At 33.4% G+C, this 17,839-nt stretch carries 16 protein-coding genes; 10 read left to right on the top strand and 6 right to left on the bottom strand.

What is annotated here, in order from left to right; genetic code table 11:
- Window positions 1-25: 25 nt before the first annotated feature.
- The 3 genes from ACQ4M0_RS02835 to ACQ4M0_RS02825 all read left to right on the top strand — a co-directional run bounded on the left by ACQ4M0_RS02835 (window position 26) and on the right by ACQ4M0_RS02825 (window position 3,378).
- The gene (locus ACQ4M0_RS02835) at window positions 26-1,270 is read left to right on the top strand and encodes a hypothetical protein (protein WP_438456646.1); all 1,245 of its coding nucleotides are present in this window, start codon (window positions 26-28) and stop codon (window positions 1,268-1,270) included.
- A gap of 123 nt (window positions 1,271-1,393) precedes the next feature.
- Window positions 1,394-2,410, top strand: coding sequence for an extracellular solute-binding protein (locus ACQ4M0_RS02830; RefSeq protein ID WP_438456645.1), 1,017 nt, complete (start codon window positions 1,394-1,396; stop codon window positions 2,408-2,410).
- Between the two features lie 80 nt (window positions 2,411-2,490).
- On the top strand, window positions 2,491-3,378 hold the full coding sequence (locus tag ACQ4M0_RS02825) for an aspartate carbamoyltransferase catalytic subunit (RefSeq protein ID WP_149168670.1): 888 nt from the start codon (window positions 2,491-2,493) through the stop codon (window positions 3,376-3,378).
- 497 nt (window positions 3,379-3,875) lie between these two features.
- On the opposite strand, the gene ACQ4M0_RS02820 is transcribed toward ACQ4M0_RS02825, so the two are convergent.
- Window positions 3,876-4,766 carry an ankyrin repeat domain-containing protein gene (locus ACQ4M0_RS02820; RefSeq protein ID WP_438456644.1) on the bottom strand — a complete coding sequence of 297 codons (891 nt, stop codon included), beginning with the start codon at window positions 4,764-4,766 and terminating at the stop codon, window positions 3,876-3,878.
- Window positions 4,763-4,957 carry an ankyrin repeat domain-containing protein gene (locus ACQ4M0_RS02815; protein ID WP_438456643.1) on the bottom strand — a complete coding sequence of 65 codons (195 nt, stop codon included), beginning with the start codon at window positions 4,955-4,957 and terminating at the stop codon, window positions 4,763-4,765. Before ACQ4M0_RS02815 ends, ACQ4M0_RS02820 begins: the two co-directional genes overlap by 4 nt.
- Window positions 4,958-5,152: 195 nt before the next feature.
- Between ACQ4M0_RS02815 and ACQ4M0_RS02810 the strand changes: the two genes are divergently transcribed.
- From ACQ4M0_RS02810 to ACQ4M0_RS02795, 4 genes are all read left to right on the top strand, one after another.
- Complete coding sequence (locus tag ACQ4M0_RS02810; protein WP_149168672.1) at window positions 5,153-6,127, top strand: ankyrin repeat domain-containing protein; 975 nt, start codon at window positions 5,153-5,155, stop codon at window positions 6,125-6,127.
- Complete coding sequence (locus ACQ4M0_RS02805; protein ID WP_438456642.1) at window positions 6,111-7,877, top strand: pentapeptide repeat-containing protein; 1,767 nt, start codon at window positions 6,111-6,113, stop codon at window positions 7,875-7,877. Before ACQ4M0_RS02810 ends, ACQ4M0_RS02805 begins: the two co-directional genes overlap by 17 nt.
- A gap of 35 nt (window positions 7,878-7,912) precedes the next feature.
- Window positions 7,913-8,521 carry a guanylate kinase gene (gene gmk / locus ACQ4M0_RS02800; protein WP_007302097.1) on the top strand — a complete coding sequence of 203 codons (609 nt, stop codon included), beginning with the start codon at window positions 7,913-7,915 and terminating at the stop codon, window positions 8,519-8,521.
- Window positions 8,522-8,765: 244 nt separating this feature from the next.
- Window positions 8,766-11,102, top strand: a complete 2,337-nt coding sequence (locus ACQ4M0_RS02795) for an ankyrin repeat domain-containing protein (protein WP_438456641.1) — start codon at window positions 8,766-8,768, stop codon at window positions 11,100-11,102.
- Here ACQ4M0_RS02795 and sdhA read toward each other — a convergent pair.
- Together sdhA and ACQ4M0_RS02785 are read right to left on the bottom strand one after the other, a co-directional pair.
- Window positions 11,074-12,873 (bottom strand): succinate dehydrogenase flavoprotein subunit, encoded by a 1,800-nt coding sequence (sdhA, locus tag ACQ4M0_RS02790; RefSeq protein WP_438456640.1) that lies wholly within the window; start codon window positions 12,871-12,873, stop codon window positions 11,074-11,076. The two genes, ACQ4M0_RS02795 and sdhA, sit on opposite strands and share 29 nt — an antisense overlap.
- A gap of 208 nt (window positions 12,874-13,081) precedes the next feature.
- On the bottom strand, window positions 13,082-13,492 hold the full coding sequence (locus tag ACQ4M0_RS02785) for a zinc-ribbon domain-containing protein (RefSeq protein ID WP_264374967.1): 411 nt from the start codon (window positions 13,490-13,492) through the stop codon (window positions 13,082-13,084).
- A 38-nt stretch (window positions 13,493-13,530) separates the two neighbouring features.
- Here ACQ4M0_RS02785 and dapD point away from each other — a divergent pair, with 38 nt between their 5' ends.
- On the top strand, window positions 13,531-14,364 hold the full coding sequence (gene dapD, locus ACQ4M0_RS02780; protein WP_264378024.1) for a 2,3,4,5-tetrahydropyridine-2,6-dicarboxylate N-succinyltransferase: 834 nt from the start codon (window positions 13,531-13,533) through the stop codon (window positions 14,362-14,364).
- On the opposite strand, the gene ACQ4M0_RS02775 is transcribed toward dapD, so the two are convergent.
- Both ACQ4M0_RS02775 and ACQ4M0_RS02770 read right to left on the bottom strand, forming a co-directional pair.
- Window positions 14,365-14,646: a DUF2610 domain-containing protein gene (locus tag ACQ4M0_RS02775; RefSeq protein WP_052264858.1), complete on the bottom strand. Its 282-nt coding sequence runs from the start codon at window positions 14,644-14,646 to the stop codon at window positions 14,365-14,367. It lies immediately after the preceding gene.
- Window positions 14,647-15,039 carry a hypothetical protein gene (locus tag ACQ4M0_RS02770; protein ID WP_007302103.1) on the bottom strand — a complete coding sequence of 131 codons (393 nt, stop codon included), beginning with the start codon at window positions 15,037-15,039 and terminating at the stop codon, window positions 14,647-14,649.
- A gap of 82 nt (window positions 15,040-15,121) precedes the next feature.
- Between ACQ4M0_RS02770 and ACQ4M0_RS02765 the strand changes: the two genes are divergently transcribed.
- Window positions 15,122-16,150, top strand: coding sequence for a class I SAM-dependent methyltransferase (locus tag ACQ4M0_RS02765; RefSeq protein ID WP_026097238.1), 1,029 nt, complete (start codon window positions 15,122-15,124; stop codon window positions 16,148-16,150).
- Between the two features lie 353 nt (window positions 16,151-16,503).
- Window positions 16,504-17,460 (top strand): IS5 family transposase, encoded by a 957-nt coding sequence (locus ACQ4M0_RS02760; protein WP_213863789.1) that lies wholly within the window; start codon window positions 16,504-16,506, stop codon window positions 17,458-17,460.
- The last annotated feature ends 379 nt before the right edge of the window (window positions 17,461-17,839 follow it).

Below are 17,839 nucleotides of genomic sequence, written 5' to 3'. Positions count from 1 at the left end.
TATAGTAATTAATTTTGGAGCGAATATGCCTGGATCAGGAAATAAAGATAACGTCACACTGGTTTCTCATACAACGGTGAGTGAAAATAGTGCAGCAACTCCACCAACACCAGCACCTAGAAACACAGCGTTACAAACAAATTCGGCTAGCGAATCAAGTTCTTATGAAGAAAGGCAAGAAGAATCGAATGGTGCAAATACAGAACCTATTTATGCATCCATAGGTCCAAATACAAAATCTTCAAAAAAGAGTTCAGATAGTCGAGAAGGTAATCCAAGCCTAAGCAGATCACCTTCTCAAGAAACAGTATATAGCGAATCTTGGAATAGTCAAAAAACATCAGAAACTTTAGAAAAATTAATGAAGGCACATCCAACTCCTCCACCATCATATCAAACAGATGGCTCTGAAAAATCTTTGCTTGGAGATAATAAAAAAACAAACAGATTTTTACAGAAAGTAAAATATACGATGCAAAAGAAGAAAGTTACAATGCCTTTTGTAGGCCTTGTTACGGCGTGTTGTATTACAGCAATCGTTTTAGCTGTGAAGCAAAGAGAATTCATTGGATTCATCGGCAGCGTAAATCCTGTTACTATATTTGTCGGAGTATTAGCGTCTTGTTTAGCCTTGGGAATTATGTGGGAATTTATGCAAGCAGTACGTACTAAGGAGCACAAGATCACAAAAAGAGATACTCAAGAAGTTTTAGATGAGATATCAAATACACTTTCAAAAGACGAGGAATGCATCAAATCTTTGGTATTAAAATATAGCAACGGTAATCGTGTTTACTTTACGTTTCACTCTCTTCCAGAAAAAGCAAAAAGTAATCCGAACATCGTAGAACTTACAGGCCAGCCAATCTATTACAAGAGTAAAGTAAATTCATTAATCAATGATAGAATATGGCTTCCTATCTTAGGAACAGTTCTTATTACTGGAAACATAACCTTCCCTTTAGCACTTTATTCAACAGGTGGTTTGAGCAACATAGTAAGTTCATACACAAATCCTACTATTTACTGGCCAATCGTTGCAATTTCAGGCACTCTACTGCTTTTCACTTTAGCTTGCACAATTCATCATTGGAGCAAAACTGATTTTAAAGATTACTTGTTATTAGATACAAAAGATGCTAGTAGTGGAAAGCCCAATGAAACAGCTATTAGAACTATCAAAAAGAGTGAAGAAAAGATTAGTTCAAAATTGTTACAAGTAGTTGCTGAACGATGTGGCCATCCAGATATTACTTATATTATTAATTAAATCTGGCTCGTACTTCTTTTTATCGCTATTCCAGTACTGTAACTGCAACGTTTTGAAGATTTACACTTGCTAAGACCTTGCTATTTTGATAGCTTGAGATGATGACAAGGAAGGGATTTGTTTATGAAAAAAGGTTTAATATTTATATCTTTAGTAGCGGCTTTATTGATAGTCGTTAATTTTTTATATAAAAATAGCGGAATTGATGATTCACAAGTAGTAAACGTTTATTCATCTCGTAAAGAAGAATTAGTACATAGTTTGTTTGATGATTTTACAAAAACCACTGGCATCAAGGTACGTTATATCATTGACGATTATTCCCAATTGCTTTCACGCATGGAAAATGGTGGTGAAGCTGATTTGTTTTTAACTGCAGATGCAGTGAATTTGATTTTAGCCAAAAAAAGAGGGCTCTTATCTCAAGTGGATTCAGAGACTCTAAAAAATGCCATACCTGCAAAATTTAGAGATAATGAAGATTATTGGTTTGGTCTCACAAAAAGAGCTAGAATATTGGTTTACAATAAAGAATCAGTAGATCCTAAGGAATTAAGTACCTATGAAGATTTAGCGAATGAAAAATGGAAAGGGAAAATATTAGTACGCTCTTCCACAAGTCCATATAACCGATCATTGATCGCTTTTATGATTGCAAAAAATGGTTTTGAAAAAACAAAAGAATGGGTGAGTGGAATTGTAAGCAACATGGCAAGAAAACCAAGCGGTGGTGACACAGATCAAATTTATGCTGTAGCCGCTGGTGAAGGCAATGTTGCAATAGTAAATAGCTACTACTTTGCAAGAATCCTTTCATCAGAAAATAAAAAGAATATCACAGAAAAGTTAGGAGCTTTCTTTCCGAGTGATGGTGTAATGGTGAATATTAGTGGTGCAGCAGTAACAAAAAACGCAAAACACAGAAAAAATGCCATAGCTTTATTGGAGTTTTTTGTAAGCAAACAGGCTCAAGAGCTATATGCTAAAAAAAATCAAGAATATCCTATTGTTGAAGGTATTGAAACTTCTGATGTGTTAAAATCTTGGGGAAATTACCTACAAAGTACTCTGCCTATAAGTGAGCTTGAGAAGCATCTCTTTGAGGCTGTTATGATAGCAGATGAATGTAAGTGGAAATAAAATTTTATAGCTTCCTTCTACTTTACTTTACAGTTGTGTAATTGAAATTAAGAAAGTAGAATAAGCTCAAAAAAGGAGCTATGGACAAGAGAAGGAATTTATTAAATATCTCAGACCTCACAATCGGTGATGTAGAAAATATAACTAAATTAGCCAATCAATACCTTGAAGAAAAAGTTGAAAATAGTCATGTTCTGAAAAATAAAATAGTCATAAACCTATTCTTTGAAGATTCAACACGTACGCTCGCATCTTTTGAAATAGCAGCAAAGAGCCTTGGAGCAAATGTTATAACTTTACCAATAAAATCTTCTTCTATTAACAAAGGGGAAGATCTAAAAGATATGATAAAAACACTAAATGCAATGAATCCTGACTATATGATAATCAGGCATAAAAGTAGTGGTATTATTAATACATTGGCAAAGCATGTCAACTGCTCGCTAATCAACGCAGGCGATGGAAGCAGTGAACACCCAACTCAAGCTCTTGCAGATTATCTCGTAATTATCAGTCATAAAAAGCAAATAAAAAACCTCAAAATTGTGATATGTGGAGATATTTTGCACAGTAGAGTTGCAAGATCAAATATAAGATTGCTAAAAATGTTTGGAGCAAAAATAAGCTTAGTTGCACCACCAGCTTTGATTTGTAAGCATCTTCCTGAAGTAGATTCACTTCATTATTCATTAACTGAAGGTATAAAGGATGCTGATGTAATTATGCTCTTGAGGTTGCAGAAAGAGCGCATGAATAATAATTCTTCAGAAAAAGAATATTTTCATTTGTATGGACTTGATGCACAAAAACTATCGCACGCAAAACCAGATGCAATTGTTATGCACCCAGGACCAATAAATAGAGGTATCGAAATTAGCAATGATATAGCAGATTGTGTTATTTTACAGCAAGTAAAGTTTGGATTAGCAACGCGTAAGGCAGTACTGCACTATTTAATAAATGTTTAAGTTAAAAATTAATGTTTAAGGAATTTTAGACATAATGACCCTCCTATAAAGAAAAGATTTAGAAAAATATAACACACCTTATGACAGAAATTAAGCGTACGTGTACGCACTGAAGTAGACTGTGCTATATTTTTTATTGAAAAATTAATTGAAAAGTCTGCAGACTTGAATAAGGTGGATTTCGAGCTCTAAAATACCCTCATTTTTACTGATAATAATCAACTTACCAAATGTGTCAAGTATTTTTTTGCATTTAATTTACAACTACGAACGTTTATTTGCAAAAAATACTATAAACATAAAATGATAGATGTCATAAAAGTAGCCAGCACTGGCATCCAGTTAAATTTGTGAGTTAAAAGTTATGCTAAAATATAACGTTTCTGATAATGATAGAAACCAGTGTCAGCTACTTAGATGACACCGTTTAGTACGCAAATTACCACTGAGCATTTATTTGCAAAAAGTACTATAAACACAAAGCCAGCTTTAGTTTACTACTTCCACTTTAAAGCTATCACATTTTCACTTAAAGGTTGAGTAGTGAAAACATTTTTAAGTGCGGTAGCTACGTCTATATTTGGATCTCTATCCTTTTCTTTTTTCACTTCTGCAATTACGTAACCAGCTACTCCACCTAGCGCTAGACCAACGACAGCTGATGCTATACAAACTCCAATAGCTGCTCCTGCATAATATGCTATTGCCATACCTAAAGCTAAGCCTATTGCACTACCAACACCAACATAGATATATTCCTGCAAAAGTTCTTTTTTTTTTATGTAACTTTTTTTTTGTATATAATTTTTAAGATATTCTTCTATATCTGGTTTTCCATTTTTAGCAGCCCAAATTAGTGCTGTGTTTCCATTATTGTCTTTTGTATTAATATCTGCTTTTGCCGTTTCTACCAGGTACTTCACTACCTCTAAATGACCCTCTTTAGTAGCACATATTAGAGCAGTGTTTCCCTCTTTATCTTTCATATTAACATCTGCTTTTGCTTCTACTAGGCACTCTACTATATCTAAATGACCTCCTACAGCAGCAAGCATTAGTGCTGTTCTTCCTTTATTTCGACTTATAACATTAACATCTGCTTTTGCTCCTATCAGATACTTTACTATACCTAAATGACCGAATCCAGCAGCAAACATTAATGCAGTGTATTCACAGGTATCTTTTTCATCAATCCTTGCTTTTCCTGCGTGTATCAGCCACTTTGCTATATTCACCTCACCTAATCTAATAGCCCACATTAGAGCAGTGTTTCCCTCTTTATCTTTCATATTAACATCTGCTTTTATTCCTATCAGATACTTTACTATACCTAAATTACCCGATTTAGCAGCCCAAATTAGAGCAGTGTTTCCCTCTTTATCTTTCATATTAACATCTGTTTTACTCCTATCAGAAACTTCACTACATCTGGATAACCAAATATAGCAGCTAACATTAATGCAGTACTTCCATGTTCATCTGCAGCATTAATATCTGCTCCGCCCTGTATAGCCTGCTTAACAAGATTTAGCTGACCGCTTTCAGCAGCATCTAGTAATTGTTTATTTTGTGGTAACATATACCCCCTAAAAAAATTATATAATTTTAAAAAGCTTGAGTAAGAAAAAGTATTAATTTCACTCGAAATAGCCTATCTAATTTTAGCATTTTATTTTCTATTAGCAAATATAAATAAAACCCTAAGGCATTTTTTACTGTAGATTAATCATTTGATTATAGTATCATTTTAATTAAGCCTATATTTGCAATGTTTATGAAATATAAAGCATTCTTCATACTATTAATTGTTATATCTAACCTGCTTGCTGCAGAACAGCCTGAAGAAAATAAAAATGAAAGCAGTATAAATCAAGAAGACGTATCGAAAAGCAACACTGATGCTGAAAAAACTTCGCCGCTTCTGAGCGAACTCAAAGAAATCACAGACCCAACAAATGTAATCAATGAAGAAGTACCTTCAAGTAATCAAACAAACCTACAGTCTGAAGAGGAGACTAATATAAAAGATACCAAAGCTCTAACAAGTCCTTTATCAGAAGAAAAAAAAGAAGAACCTGAAGAGAAGAAAATCAGTCACAATAATCAAACAAACCTACAGCCTGAAGAGGAGATTAGCAAAAAAGACACCGAACTTTCAACAAGCCAATTAACAGAGAAAAAGAAAGAAGAACAGCCTGACAATATAACACCTGTGAACAAAAAAAATGAAAAAAGCGAAAAATGGACAAAGCTAAACAAAGAAATAAAAAAACATAAAAGCAAGTCTATATATAAAAGACAATATGATAGCCTAAATGAGCACCTTCCTAAAACTATATTTACTGATGATTACAGTAAGCAATTTTTTTACTGCATCAAGAAGGGCAACTTAATTTGTCTAAGAGGAGTAATAAATAAGCTAGAAAAAATTGGATTAACAATTCAAGAAATACTAAGATTTAGAAATAAATTGGGTGATACTCCTCTAATTTATGCAGTGAAACAAGGTCAAATAGACACAGTTCGCTTTCTCTTATTACAAGGTGCTGATCCTAGAGTAGTTGATAATAATTTTAAGTCCCCTATCGACATAGCAATTGAGAAAAAGAAGATCGATATAATAAATGCAATTGCTGAAATGATGCCATACCTTTTAGAGGATAAAGAAATAAACAATGAAGAAGACTCAGAGATGTATAACTTTGCTATAAAAACAAAAGAAAGTACCTGCGATGAAAAAGATAATTAGACTTTTGATATTAATTTTAGTTGGTCATTTATGCTATGGAGATGATGCAATCAATGATTTTTTAAGTGCTCTGCACGATGTAAAATACATATCTTACAATACAAAAGATTTTGCTAAATTTTTAGTACAGTGTAATAAAGCCAGCATACCACAAGATTTTAAGAAAGGTTTTGGTCCTAATTTAAATGGTGCTAATTTTAGTCAATTGTATTTAAGCAAATCTATTTTTGATGGAGTAAGTTTAATTGGTGCCGATTTTTCTAACACCGATTTATCAGATGTGTCTTTTATCGATGTTGATTTGCGTGGTGCCAATTTTTCCAATGCTAATTTACATGGCGTTAAAATCAAAGGCACAAATTTAAGTTTTTCAAAATTTGCTTCTACAAATTTAACAGATATCATATTTGATCAGTCTAATATCAGTTATGCTGATTTTATCAATTCTAATCTCAACAAAGTAAGTATGCGTAATATAATTGGTTTGCATACCAAGTTTTTGAATGTAAAAATGAATTTCTCCAATTTATCAAACTCAAGTGCAAGCTACATCAATTTTAGTGATAGTGAAATAAACGACACTGTTATGCAGAAAAATAATTTCGACAACGCAAGTTTCTTTGGAGTGGATGCACATAAGCTCAAGGTACAATTTTCTTCATTAAAAAATGCTAACATATATGGTGCAGAAATAAAAAAATCGGATTTTACAGGTAGCAATCTTTCAAACGCCTATTTTAATTCTTCCATTATAGTCAACAGTAATTTCGAAAAAGCCAATTTAAGCAATTCACAAATTTCCTATGTGAAAGGGGATAATTCAAACTTCATTAAATCTATACTAAATGGTTCCAAGATAAAACATGCATATGTTTTCGAAGCAGACCTTCAGGATGCTGATTTATCTAATATTGATTTTAGTTTTAGTGAATTGTATAAAGTTAATACCTATAACGCTAACATTTGTCATGGAAAGTTTCATAATACTAAAGTTGTGAATTCTGACATGAGTGGTTCGTTCTTTGATCATTCATTGTTTACCTCTGCAAAAATAGAAGATTCAGATCTTTCTAGAACTTCAATTTATAAGACAAAAATTAAAGACTCTCAAATTTATAATAGTACTCTTTCCCACCATAATATGGATTCGAGTGAGATAGAAAATTCAATATTCTTCAAATTATTAGCTGATAATTCGAGCTGTTCTAAGTCAAAAGTCACTAATTCAAACTTTATTGAAAGTGATTTCAAATCCTCCGTGTTTTATGATAATGCCTTTAGAAAGACTAGTTTTTTTCTTAGCAATTTGAATAATTCAACAGTGAGTGATGTCTCTTTCCTCTCTTCAAGCATATATAAAAGTTCAATTGCTGATATTCATTTAACAGATTGCAAATTTGATAATTCAATTATGATTGACAATCAGGGACAGAGCAAAATTACAGGTCTAGAGAGTGCTATAACTTCAATTAAAGATCTGCAAGAGAAAATATCGCAGGGTGAAAAATTTGATGTAAATTATTCTTACTTTGAGTTTAAAGATATGAATTTAGAAAATGCTATTTTTTCTAATTCAATATTAAGCAGAGCAAAGTTTGTAAACGTTAATTTGAATAAGGCAAATCTTGAAAAAGCCGATTTACGTTATACTGTCTTTGATAATTCCTCTCTTATTGATGCCAATTTATCAAATTCTAATTTAGAGGGCTCTAGTCTTTTAAACTTTGATTTAAAAAATACAAAGTCTTAAAAAAGCTCTATAATGTACTTGTTAAATAAAGAAAAATGACCGTAAAAAATGAGGGCATACTACTGATTCTATCCTCTCCTTCTGGAGCTGGAAAAACTACTATATCAGAAAAATTACTTGAGCAATCAACTGATTTAGTTATGTCTGTTTCTATGACTACACGCAAACCTCGTCCCGGTGAAGTAAACGGAAAAGACTATTTTTTCGTTACTGAAGAAAAGTTTCACGAACTATGTAAGGCTGGTCAAATGCTTGAATATGCCAAAGTTTTTGAGAATTTTTACGGTATACCAAAAGATTTTATAGAACAAAACCTGAGCAGTGGAATAAGTGTTTTACTGAATATAGATTGGCAAGGAGCATTTCATTTGTTTGAAATCTTAAGAGAAAAAGTTGTAAGTGTTTTTATACTACCTCCCTCAATGGAAGAGCTTAGACTGCGTCTACAAAGGCGTAATAGTGATGATGAAATTGAAATAGAGCGTAGATTAGCCGAAGCGCAAAAAGAGATAAGTAAAAGTAATAAATATGATTACGTAATAATTAATGATAATCTTGATAAAAGCGTAGAAGAGATAAAATCAATACTAAGTAAAGGAATGCTTAAAAAATTAGAAGAAAAATCAAGTTTGAAAGATCTATAAAAATATTTGTTTATCTCTTTTAGCAGCATTCACGTTTCACAGTTTAGCCACATTTATTATTTTTTAAGATAAAATAGTTAAAATAGTAGACAAGTGCTAAAGTGGGGATTTGACTATGACAATAGATTTTCTAATAGAAACTAGTTTTCTGCCTTTTCACCTATATTTCGATAACATCTAGCTCAATTTAAAAGTTTAATACAATTCGTTAACGCCAAATAGCTTTTAATATTGAGGTTTTAATATGAGTATAGATTCAAGTGTATTAGTTAGTAATGCAAATAAACTAGACAAATGTATAAACAAAAATGAAAAACAAGATAAAAAAGACAAGCAATTGTATAATATTATAGAGAGAAAGGTAAAAAAAGAAAAACATAAGCATGAAAAACCAAGAAGTCGAGATGGAACACTCAAGGAATGTAAAAGGTTATTTAAGGAAGGCGCTAGTCCTGAAGTATTAACTAAATTAGAAGAATCGCTTAGAGAACAGGAAAAATATCACAGATATTATGTTCAATGTTTCCTTCCAGTGCTAGGTGAAGTAATAGAACGATCGAAAAGAATATCAAATGAAACAAAAAAACAAGTAATTTCTGAAGTCACTAAAAGTTGTTTTAGTAGGTACAGCGAACAAGACAGTGGCTACGGTAGCGATTTTGAAGATGAAATAAACGGAATATCAGATTCTGATAGCGATTTTGAAGATGGAATAAACGGAATATCGGATTCTGATAATGACGTTCAATTACTAAATGCAATCCAAAATGGAAACAACAGGAAATTTAGAAAATACCTAAAAGATTGCACAAATATCAGTGGCATAACAGATGAAAAAGGAAATAATATTTTACACCTTATTGCATCGCTCAAAAAGAAACAAAAGCTTAAGTTTCTAGATACCTTGATAAAAATAGCTAACGAGAGAAATTTAGTACAACTTGTTGATAGTGAAAATCAAGAAGGAAAGACTCCTTTTCAGGTAGCACTAATTAACAAGATAATAAAAGGGAAACATGATTCTCACACAATCCAAGATAACGATAACACACTTAAGTTTCTTGCAAAATTGTTAAAGTATGGAGCCAAGCTAAGCTTACCTACAGAGGATTTAGAAAAATTATCTAAAAAGCAAAATGAATACTATCTTAAATTTTTAGAGAAATTGGCTGAGCGAAAACCAGAAATAAAAACAAAAGTTGAAGAAGTTATAGCCCATACCATAAATACTCCAGATAGTAATGATAATTATCAATTACATTTAGCAATTAAAAATAAAGATGAGAAATCCTTTAAGGAGTTATTGCAAAAAGGAGCAGATATTAGCCTGAAAGATACAGATGGTAATAATGCTTTACATCTAATAGTTTTAGAATTAAAGCAAAAACGAAAGTTTGAATTTTCAAATATAATATTAAATATAAGTAAGGAGGAAGAAAAAGAGTATCTTAAAGCACAGTTTAAAAAAGCTATAAATGCTGAAAATACAGCAAAACAAACACCTCTTTATTATTTATTCCAGCATATAAAAGAAAAAAATGAGGATCGATCATGTACAGATAAAAAATTTGAAAAAACAAATAGATATAAAGCCTTAGAGTTATTTCTCCAAAATAGTGCAGACATTACTGCTCAAGACAAAGAGGGTAATAATGCTTTGCACTATATTGCTTCGCTAAAAGGAGAACAAAAGGTTGCATGCTTGGAGTTGATTTCCAGTTTAGTAAAAGAAAAAGAAATATCTGAAGATCAGTTAGGTAAGGCCATAAAGGCCATTAACGAAGAAGGAAGAACACCGCTACAAGTATCATTAACAAAAAAAGCAGAAAAAGGCAACCACCTTTCGCAAATGAAAACAATTTTTGATCTAGGGAAAAAGTACGACAATACAACAAAGTTTTGTGCAAAGCTGCTAGAAATAGGTGCTGATTACCGTTCTCTGAAACTAAAAGATCGAGAATTTCATACTGAAAAATATTATTGCACTTTACGTAATTTAGAAAATTACTCAAAAACTCCACAAGAAGGAAAGGTAAAAGCTAAAGAACTAAGGAAAAAACTTGAAAAAAAATATAACGTTAGAACTTTTTCAAAAAAATGTCAGCATATTCTACACAAAACAGGAGATGGCCTAAAAGCTGCATGGAAATGCATTGATCCGGGCAGGAGAGCTAGTGTATTGTTAGCAATCACAGTAGCAACTACTATTATTACAATGGTAACACTTTCTTGCTTCCAAGGACAAATTGCAATTGGAGCAGCGTTACCCATCATAGCTATAACAGGAGTGGTGTGTCTGATATTCACTTTGGGACTTAGCGACATTAGGAAGTCTGTTAAGGAATTAACCAACGATAAGCAAAGCCGTAAAGATGATCACCTAGCTGCAAAACAACCTGAAAATATTACTGAACAACAAAATTTAGCTAACAACTCAGCAGAGCAAGAAGTACAAAGATCGTCAGATCAATCAGAGCATACAGAAAGTCCAGCTACTCAAATGAGCAATATATCAATATCACGTCAATTTACAAATATGCTAGATGGATTGACTAATAAATTCTCTTTTCCGGGGCGATGAAATTAATCTCATCGCTCAGAGTTTTTTTAGCAACTTTTTTATAGTCAATTTCTACACTGACTTGGCTTTTCTCTTCTTTAAGCCATGCCATAGTATGTTTCATCCAATTTTTATCATCACGCTCGGGAAAATCTTCACGAGCATGGGCACCTCTGCTTTCCTTACGATTAGCTGCGCATTCCATGGTAATAACCGCTTGTGGAATCATATTTGCAAGCTCCAGTGCTTCAACCAAATCACTATTCCATATCATACTGCGATCTTCAACTGCAATTTTAGGCATCATTTTTGCTACTTCTTTTATAGCTTTTTTACCTTCTTCTAAAACTTCAGCAACACGAAATACTGATGCATATTTCTGCATAGTGTGCTGCATTTCACTGCGTATTTTTGCTACTTTGAGCTCTCCAGAAGCAAATCGCATTTTATTAAATCTATCTACTATCCAGTCTGTGCAGTCTAAATGCAATTTTTTATGTGGTGCATCAGGTTTCAATTTTTCTTTTGCTCTGAGCGCTGCAGCTCTACCAAAAACCACAAGATCAAGAAGCGAGTTAGAGCCAAGTCGATTTGCACCATGTACAGAAACACATGCCGCTTCTCCAATTGCAAACAATCCATCCACTACTTCTTCCTTACCTTCCTTCAGTGTTATCACTTCTCCATGATAGTTGGTTGGAATACCGCCCATGTTGTAGTGAACAGTTGGAATAACAGGTATCGGATCTTTAGTAACATCAACTCCTGCAAAGGTTTTTGCTGTTTCACTAATACCTGGCAATCTGAGTTTGATCACTTCCGGATCAAGATGCGATATATTCAAGTACATGTGATCTTTCTTTGTCCCAACTCCCCTTCCCTCTCTAATTTCAATTGTCATTGCTCGACTTACTACATCACGAGAAGCCAAATCTTTTGCCTTTGGCGCATAACGTTCCATAAACTTCTCACCCTGAGAATTAACGAGGTACCCACCTTCACCGCGGCATCCTTCCGTCATCAAGCACCCTGAGCCATATATTCCTGTTGGATGAAATTGCACAAATTCCATATCTTCAAGTGGCAACCCAGCTCTCACCACCATGCCATTACCATCACCTGTGCAGGTGTGTGCACTTGTTGCAGAGAAATAAACACGTCCATAACCACCTGTTGCTATTACCACAGAATGTGCACGAAATCTATGCAACGTACCATCACACAGCGACCAAGCTATCACCCCACAGCATGTCCCTTTGTCCATAATCAAATCGATTACAAAATATTCGACAAAAAATTCAGCGTTAAATTTAAGACATTGCTGATATAGAGTATGAAGAATTGCATGCCCAGTTTTATCTGCTGCTGCACAAGTACGCTGAGCCGATTTTCCTTTACCAAAGTGAGTTGTCATTCCACCAAAGGCACGCTGATATATTTTTCCATCTTCCGTACGAGAAAAGGGTACACCAAAATTTTCAAGTTCAATCACAGCTTTTGCAGCATTTTTACACATATACTCTATTGCATCTTGATCGCCAAGCCAGTCTGAACCTTTTATTGTGTCATACGCATGCCAGCGCCAATCATCTTCAGCAATGTTGCTCAAGGCTGCACTAATTCCGCCTTGTGCTGCAACTGTATGACTTCGTGTAGGGAAAATTTTAGAAATGCAGGCAACTGAAAAATTAGTTGCAGCCATTCCAAGTGTTGCTCTAAGCCCTGCTCCACCTGCACCTACTATCACCACATCATACTCATGCTCTATGATTTCATACGCTGACTTATCCATATCCACTTATTTTATCATCACAGGCTTATAATATCACAGAAGTAGAAAAAATCTATACAAGTTTTCTGGATGTAAGCTTCTGAAACAAATCTATAGTAAACGATGTAATAACAACCATAGGGTGTTATGAAAGTAGCTGACATTGGAATGACACTATCATAAAGGAATAAGTGTAGTTATTTGCATAACATTGATGACTTATGCCTATTTAATTAGATCTAAAATTAGATAGAAAAAGGTAATCTTGATAAAACTCATTTACAACAAGTTCTCTCGCACTTGAATTTTCCGTTTGCACTTTTTTGTATCCTAATTTATGGCTTATTGAATCTTTATATGAACTAACTGCTTTATATATCTTACTTACCTCTCCTGGAAAGATACCACCAACAATTATAACGCATAACCCTGCAACTGTTGCAAAAGCTAGAGTTAAACTTTGCCTCCAGCTAGCTTTTTTTTCTTGTATACCAGCAGGGCACAATTCACTTGACATTTCTTTTAGATACTCATGCCACATGTGATTGCAGTTTGTACATTTCACTTTTCTTCCAGATTCACCTATTTGCCCACGAGATACTAAGTAAGTTTTAGTACAATTATGACATTGTATTTTCATAGTGCTTACGTATAAAATAATATAAATTTGATATCAATATGTATATAATAAATGAAAAATTTGCAACTAAAAAATTACAAGATGAGATAGAAAATATTTGGAAAGATAAAGAAAAACTTAACCTAAAACACGAAGCAAGATTAATAATCAAAGAGGTAATTGAGTTACTTGACAGTGGTAAAATTAGAGTAGCAGAAAAGCTATCAAGTGGAGAATGGATAGTACATAAGTGGATAAAGCAGTCAATATTATTACATTTCCTCACTGAGGAAAGCAAAATAATAGACAACACCAATTGCTGGTTTGACAAAATCGGTAGTAAGTTTAGTGAATGGAATGAAGAAAAATTTTACCATTCAAAAATTAGAGCAGTTCCTGGATGTTTTGTCCGCCAATCTGCTTACATAGGTAAAAATGTTGTTCTAATGCCAAGCTTTATCAACGTTGGTGCATACATTGATTCTGGCACAATAATAGACACTTGGTCAACAGTTGGTAGTTGTGCACAAATAGGAAAAAATTGCCATATTTCCGGTGGAGTGGGAATAGGCGGAGTTCTTGAGCCCATTCAAGCTTCTCCAGTCATTATAGAAGATAATTGCTTCATTGGAGCGCGCAGTGAGGTAGCCGAAGGTGTTATAATAAGAGAAGGATCAGTCCTTAGTATGGGGGTGTTTATTGGAGCATCAACAAAAATTATTGACAGAGAAACAAGCAAGATATTTTATGGTGAAGTACCACCTTACTCTGTAGTTGTACCAGGATCTACTCCACCTAAAAACAACATTTCAACCTATTGCGCAGTTATAGTAAAAAAAGTGGACGAGAAGACGAGATCAAAAACTTCTATAAATGAAATATTGAGAATCTAACTACTTACCGTCACTTTTTTTATCATTATTACTAACTATAGTAATGGCATATGCGCATAATTCTGGAAAAGAGATCCCGTTTTCTTGAGACAGCTTGTATAATTTTTGCAAACTTTCTTTAACTTTATTAGGAATGTTTCCTCCACGCTCCTTTGCAAGCCATGAATCTTGATGGTGAATTGGATGAGTATCACCCTTTGGATTTCCTATATATACTGCAAAAGGTGCATTCTGTCCTTTGAAATCACACTGTACAGTAAATTTTTTTATAGACTCAACCATTTAAAGACCTCTACTTTTCTTTTTAACCGATTTTATAGAAGATACAAGAGGTGGTTTTTTGATAAAATCTTGCCTATTAAACACACTTTCTTTGCCTTCTAAAGCTCGACGAACATCGGCTCTGCTTAGCTGTGACTCTTTTGCTACCCTCATTCCATGCTTTACCATAATATTAGTATATGCTAACACTTTTTTTACTAACTCTAGATCACCATTCAACATTTGAACCAATGCTTGAAATACCTCCGCTAAAGTTAATCCATCAGCACTTACAACCTTATTTTCTACAAAATTGATAGCTTCTTTAAATTTATATTCAATACCATCATCTTGAGGTATAAGGGTAACATAATCCGTATCTTGATTGTCCATAACCAAAGGAATACTACTCATATGTTTTTAAACTTATATTATATATATAAATACTCCACTATTTTATAGTATGGCACGCTATAGTTAAATGTTTATTAATAATATGCTCACTTATATACACGAATTAATTGATAAAAGCCAAGGATCAATATCTATCAGTGATTTTATGAACGCTGCTCTATATCATAAAGAGTACGGCTATTACATGAATAAATTACCACTTGGCAAAGATGGTGACTTCATTACTGCACCTGAAATTAGTCAGCTATTTGGTGAAACAATTGCAGTGTGGATAATGAATACATGGGAAAAATTAGGAAAGCCATCAAAATTTTCTCTAGTTGAACTTGGACCAGGTAAAGGAACACTCATTCATGATGTAATAAGAGTCACCAAAAAATATAGCTGTTTTTTTAGCTCAATGGACATTCATCTAGTTGAGATAAGCCCTATTTTACAGAAAATACAAAAGGAAAAATTAAAGGGATTAGATATTAATTGGCACACAGATGTCGACAACTTACCAAATCAGCCAACTATTTTTTTTGCAAATGAGTTATTTGACGCCCTTCCAATTGACCAATTTATTTATCGTGATGGGCAGTGGTATGAAAATAGAGTAATAAAACAAGATGATGGCAGTCTTTCATTGTCACTCCAGTGCTTAACTAGACCAAAAACTGGATTCCAGACTGGAATGACAGGGGGTTTCAATGGTGCAGTAGTGGAAGTATGCCTAGCCGGAATCGAAATATTAAAGAAACTTGAGAATAAGATAGTCAATAACGGAGGAGCTGCACTGATTATAGATTATGGTTATGTATATCCTGAATATAAGAGCACTTTGCAATCGATAAGGCAGCATCAGTATGCTAATTTTCTTGAAAATATTGGTAACAGTGATATTACTGCACTTGTAAACTTTCAAGCGTTAAAAGATTCATTAAAATACTTAAATTGTGAGATTTTAACTCAAAGAGAATTTTTATATTTGTTTGGTATAAAGGAAAGAGCGCAAGCTTTAATGGAAAATGCAAGTAATGAACAGAAGAATAAGATCTTCAGTGAATTTTTAAGGTTAACTGAAAATATGGGTACTCTCTTTAAGGTAATGCTGATTCACCATTTGTAGTCTTGTGTAGTTCTTATGTTAAACATACAAATACTAAAAAATTTACAGAATAAAAAAGGTAAAAAAAACGTATCTGTTCAGCAGAGTAGCAAAATAAGATAGACAGATAAGACTATCATAGGAACAAATAGGTGTCATGAAAGTAGCTGACACTGGCACGACAACAAAAAAGTTACTCAAATGACACCCTTTTGATGCACAATTTTTGGTGCATCACGTACTGATTTTCATCCAAAACGATGTCATGCAAGTAGCTGACACTGGAATGGCTTTGTTGCACCACTCAAGGAAAGAACAGGCAGTTACTGATGGAATTTGTTATAAAATAGATATTTAGCCGACAAAGGAAAAATATGCCAATAAGAATGAAAGTCAGTAACTGCAATGAATATAACAAATTTCTTCAAGAAAGGGGAAATGTTTTTCATTATATCAACGATGCCATTGAAAATTGGTACGAAAATAGTCCAAAAGTAGCAGGTGGCAACAATGTCTACAGCGACAAAGTAGTGATTCTAATTCACATAATAACCTATCTATTCAGGATTGGTCTTAGGCAAACAGTGGGATTTATAGAGAAATATCTTGAGCAAATAGGGAAAATTTTGCAAATTATCAGCTATTCGCAGGCTTCAAGAAGGTTTAAAAAGCTTAATATCAAAATCAACGACTGCAGAGTTGATAAGAACGATATGGAAGATATTGAAATTGCTATAGATAGTACAGGTATCAGCATCTACAATAATATTCCAGGCCATAGTAAGGCAAATGGTACAGATAGAAAGTATCGCCGCTATGAGCAAACAAGAAAGCTACATGTAATGCTAGAGATAGGTAGTAAAAAAGTTATAGCTGCAAAATACAGTAGTGGAGTTTATTCCGACCACTATGGAGCCTGTGATCTTATTGAAAGAGTGGATACCAAGTATAACATAAGCACGATATATGCAGATAGGGCATATAATCGAAAGAAGTTATACAAACTGTGCGATGAGCTTGACATAAAGACAAGGATTCCTCCGCAAAATAATGCAGTAGAGCATCCAAAGTTGGATTATATGAATGAGAGAAATTCTACAATCAAGCTCATAAAGTCATATGATGAAGATGGTATGAAGAGGTGGAAAAAAGAGATAAATTATTGGAAGAGATCTTATATAGAAAGTTTTTTCTCGCGACTGAAGCAAATATTTGGATTTAGTTTTAGGAATAAATCTGAGATTAATCGTGAGAAGGAACTGCTACTCAAGTGTTATTTGCTTAACAAATTTACTGAAATAGGCATGGCTAAGTTTGATATAGCTTCATGAATTTATTATACATTACCCACTATCCGAAGAGCTGTGCAACAAAGCCCACTGGAATCCAGCCTTTTCGCGCAAAAAACGTTGTAAAGTGTTTAGTTGGATCCCAGCTGGAATGACACTTGGTTATGCAAGAAATCTATTGTCAAAAAAAATTACTTCCGCATATTTTGAATCTGATTATAATGACAATTAGAGATATTTTAAGAGCTCAAAATCTATCTTTGTCTGCAGACTTTCAGTTAACTTTTCAATAAAAAACGTAGCGTATCTTTTTCAGCGGTCTGTCATATGTGCGCTGCATTTTTTTCTAATCTTTTTATACAGGAGGATTTTATGTCCAGAATTCCAGATACTTGACCTTTACTTTAGCTAATAACAGGCG

The sequence above is a fragment of the Wolbachia endosymbiont of Kerria lacca genome, assembly GCF_051602725.1.
Lineage (GTDB): Bacteria > Pseudomonadota > Alphaproteobacteria > Rickettsiales > Anaplasmataceae > Wolbachia.
This window is presented reverse-complemented; position numbering and strand designations above follow the sequence as displayed.

Bases quoted from the DNA above. Each gene is read 5' to 3' on its own strand.
- ACQ4M0_RS02765 (WP_026097238.1), top strand. From the start codon at position 15,122: ATGCTCACTTATATACACGAATTAATTGATAAAAGCCAAGGATCAATA.
- ACQ4M0_RS02775 (WP_052264858.1), bottom strand. From the start codon at position 14,646: ATGGTTGAGTCTATAAAAAAATTTACTGTACAGTGTGATTTCAAAGGA.
- ACQ4M0_RS02820 (WP_438456644.1), bottom strand. From the start codon at position 4,766: ATGAAAGATAAAGAGGGAAACACTGCTCTAATTTGGGCTGCTAAATCG.
- gmk (WP_007302097.1), top strand. From the start codon at position 7,913: ATGACCGTAAAAAATGAGGGCATACTACTGATTCTATCCTCTCCTTCT.
- sdhA (WP_438456640.1), bottom strand. From the start codon at position 12,873: ATGGATAAGTCAGCGTATGAAATCATAGAGCATGAGTATGATGTGGTG.
- ACQ4M0_RS02785 (WP_264374967.1), bottom strand. From the start codon at position 13,492: ATGAAAATACAATGTCATAATTGTACTAAAACTTACTTAGTATCTCGT.
- ACQ4M0_RS02805 (WP_438456642.1), top strand. From the start codon at position 6,111: ATGAAAAAGATAATTAGACTTTTGATATTAATTTTAGTTGGTCATTTA.
- ACQ4M0_RS02760 (WP_213863789.1), top strand. From the start codon at position 16,504: ATGCCAATAAGAATGAAAGTCAGTAACTGCAATGAATATAACAAATTT.
- ACQ4M0_RS02825 (WP_149168670.1), top strand. From the start codon at position 2,491: ATGGACAAGAGAAGGAATTTATTAAATATCTCAGACCTCACAATCGGT.
- dapD (WP_264378024.1), top strand. From the start codon at position 13,531: ATGTATATAATAAATGAAAAATTTGCAACTAAAAAATTACAAGATGAG.
- ACQ4M0_RS02810 (WP_149168672.1), top strand. From the start codon at position 5,153: ATGAAATATAAAGCATTCTTCATACTATTAATTGTTATATCTAACCTG.
- ACQ4M0_RS02795 (WP_438456641.1), top strand. From the start codon at position 8,766: ATGAGTATAGATTCAAGTGTATTAGTTAGTAATGCAAATAAACTAGAC.
- ACQ4M0_RS02830 (WP_438456645.1), top strand. From the start codon at position 1,394: ATGAAAAAAGGTTTAATATTTATATCTTTAGTAGCGGCTTTATTGATA.
- ACQ4M0_RS02835 (WP_438456646.1), top strand. From the start codon at position 26: ATGCCTGGATCAGGAAATAAAGATAACGTCACACTGGTTTCTCATACA.
- ACQ4M0_RS02770 (WP_007302103.1), bottom strand. From the start codon at position 15,039: ATGAGTAGTATTCCTTTGGTTATGGACAATCAAGATACGGATTATGTT.
- ACQ4M0_RS02815 (WP_438456643.1), bottom strand. From the start codon at position 4,957: ATGTTACCACAAAATAAACAATTACTAGATGCTGCTGAAAGCGGTCAG.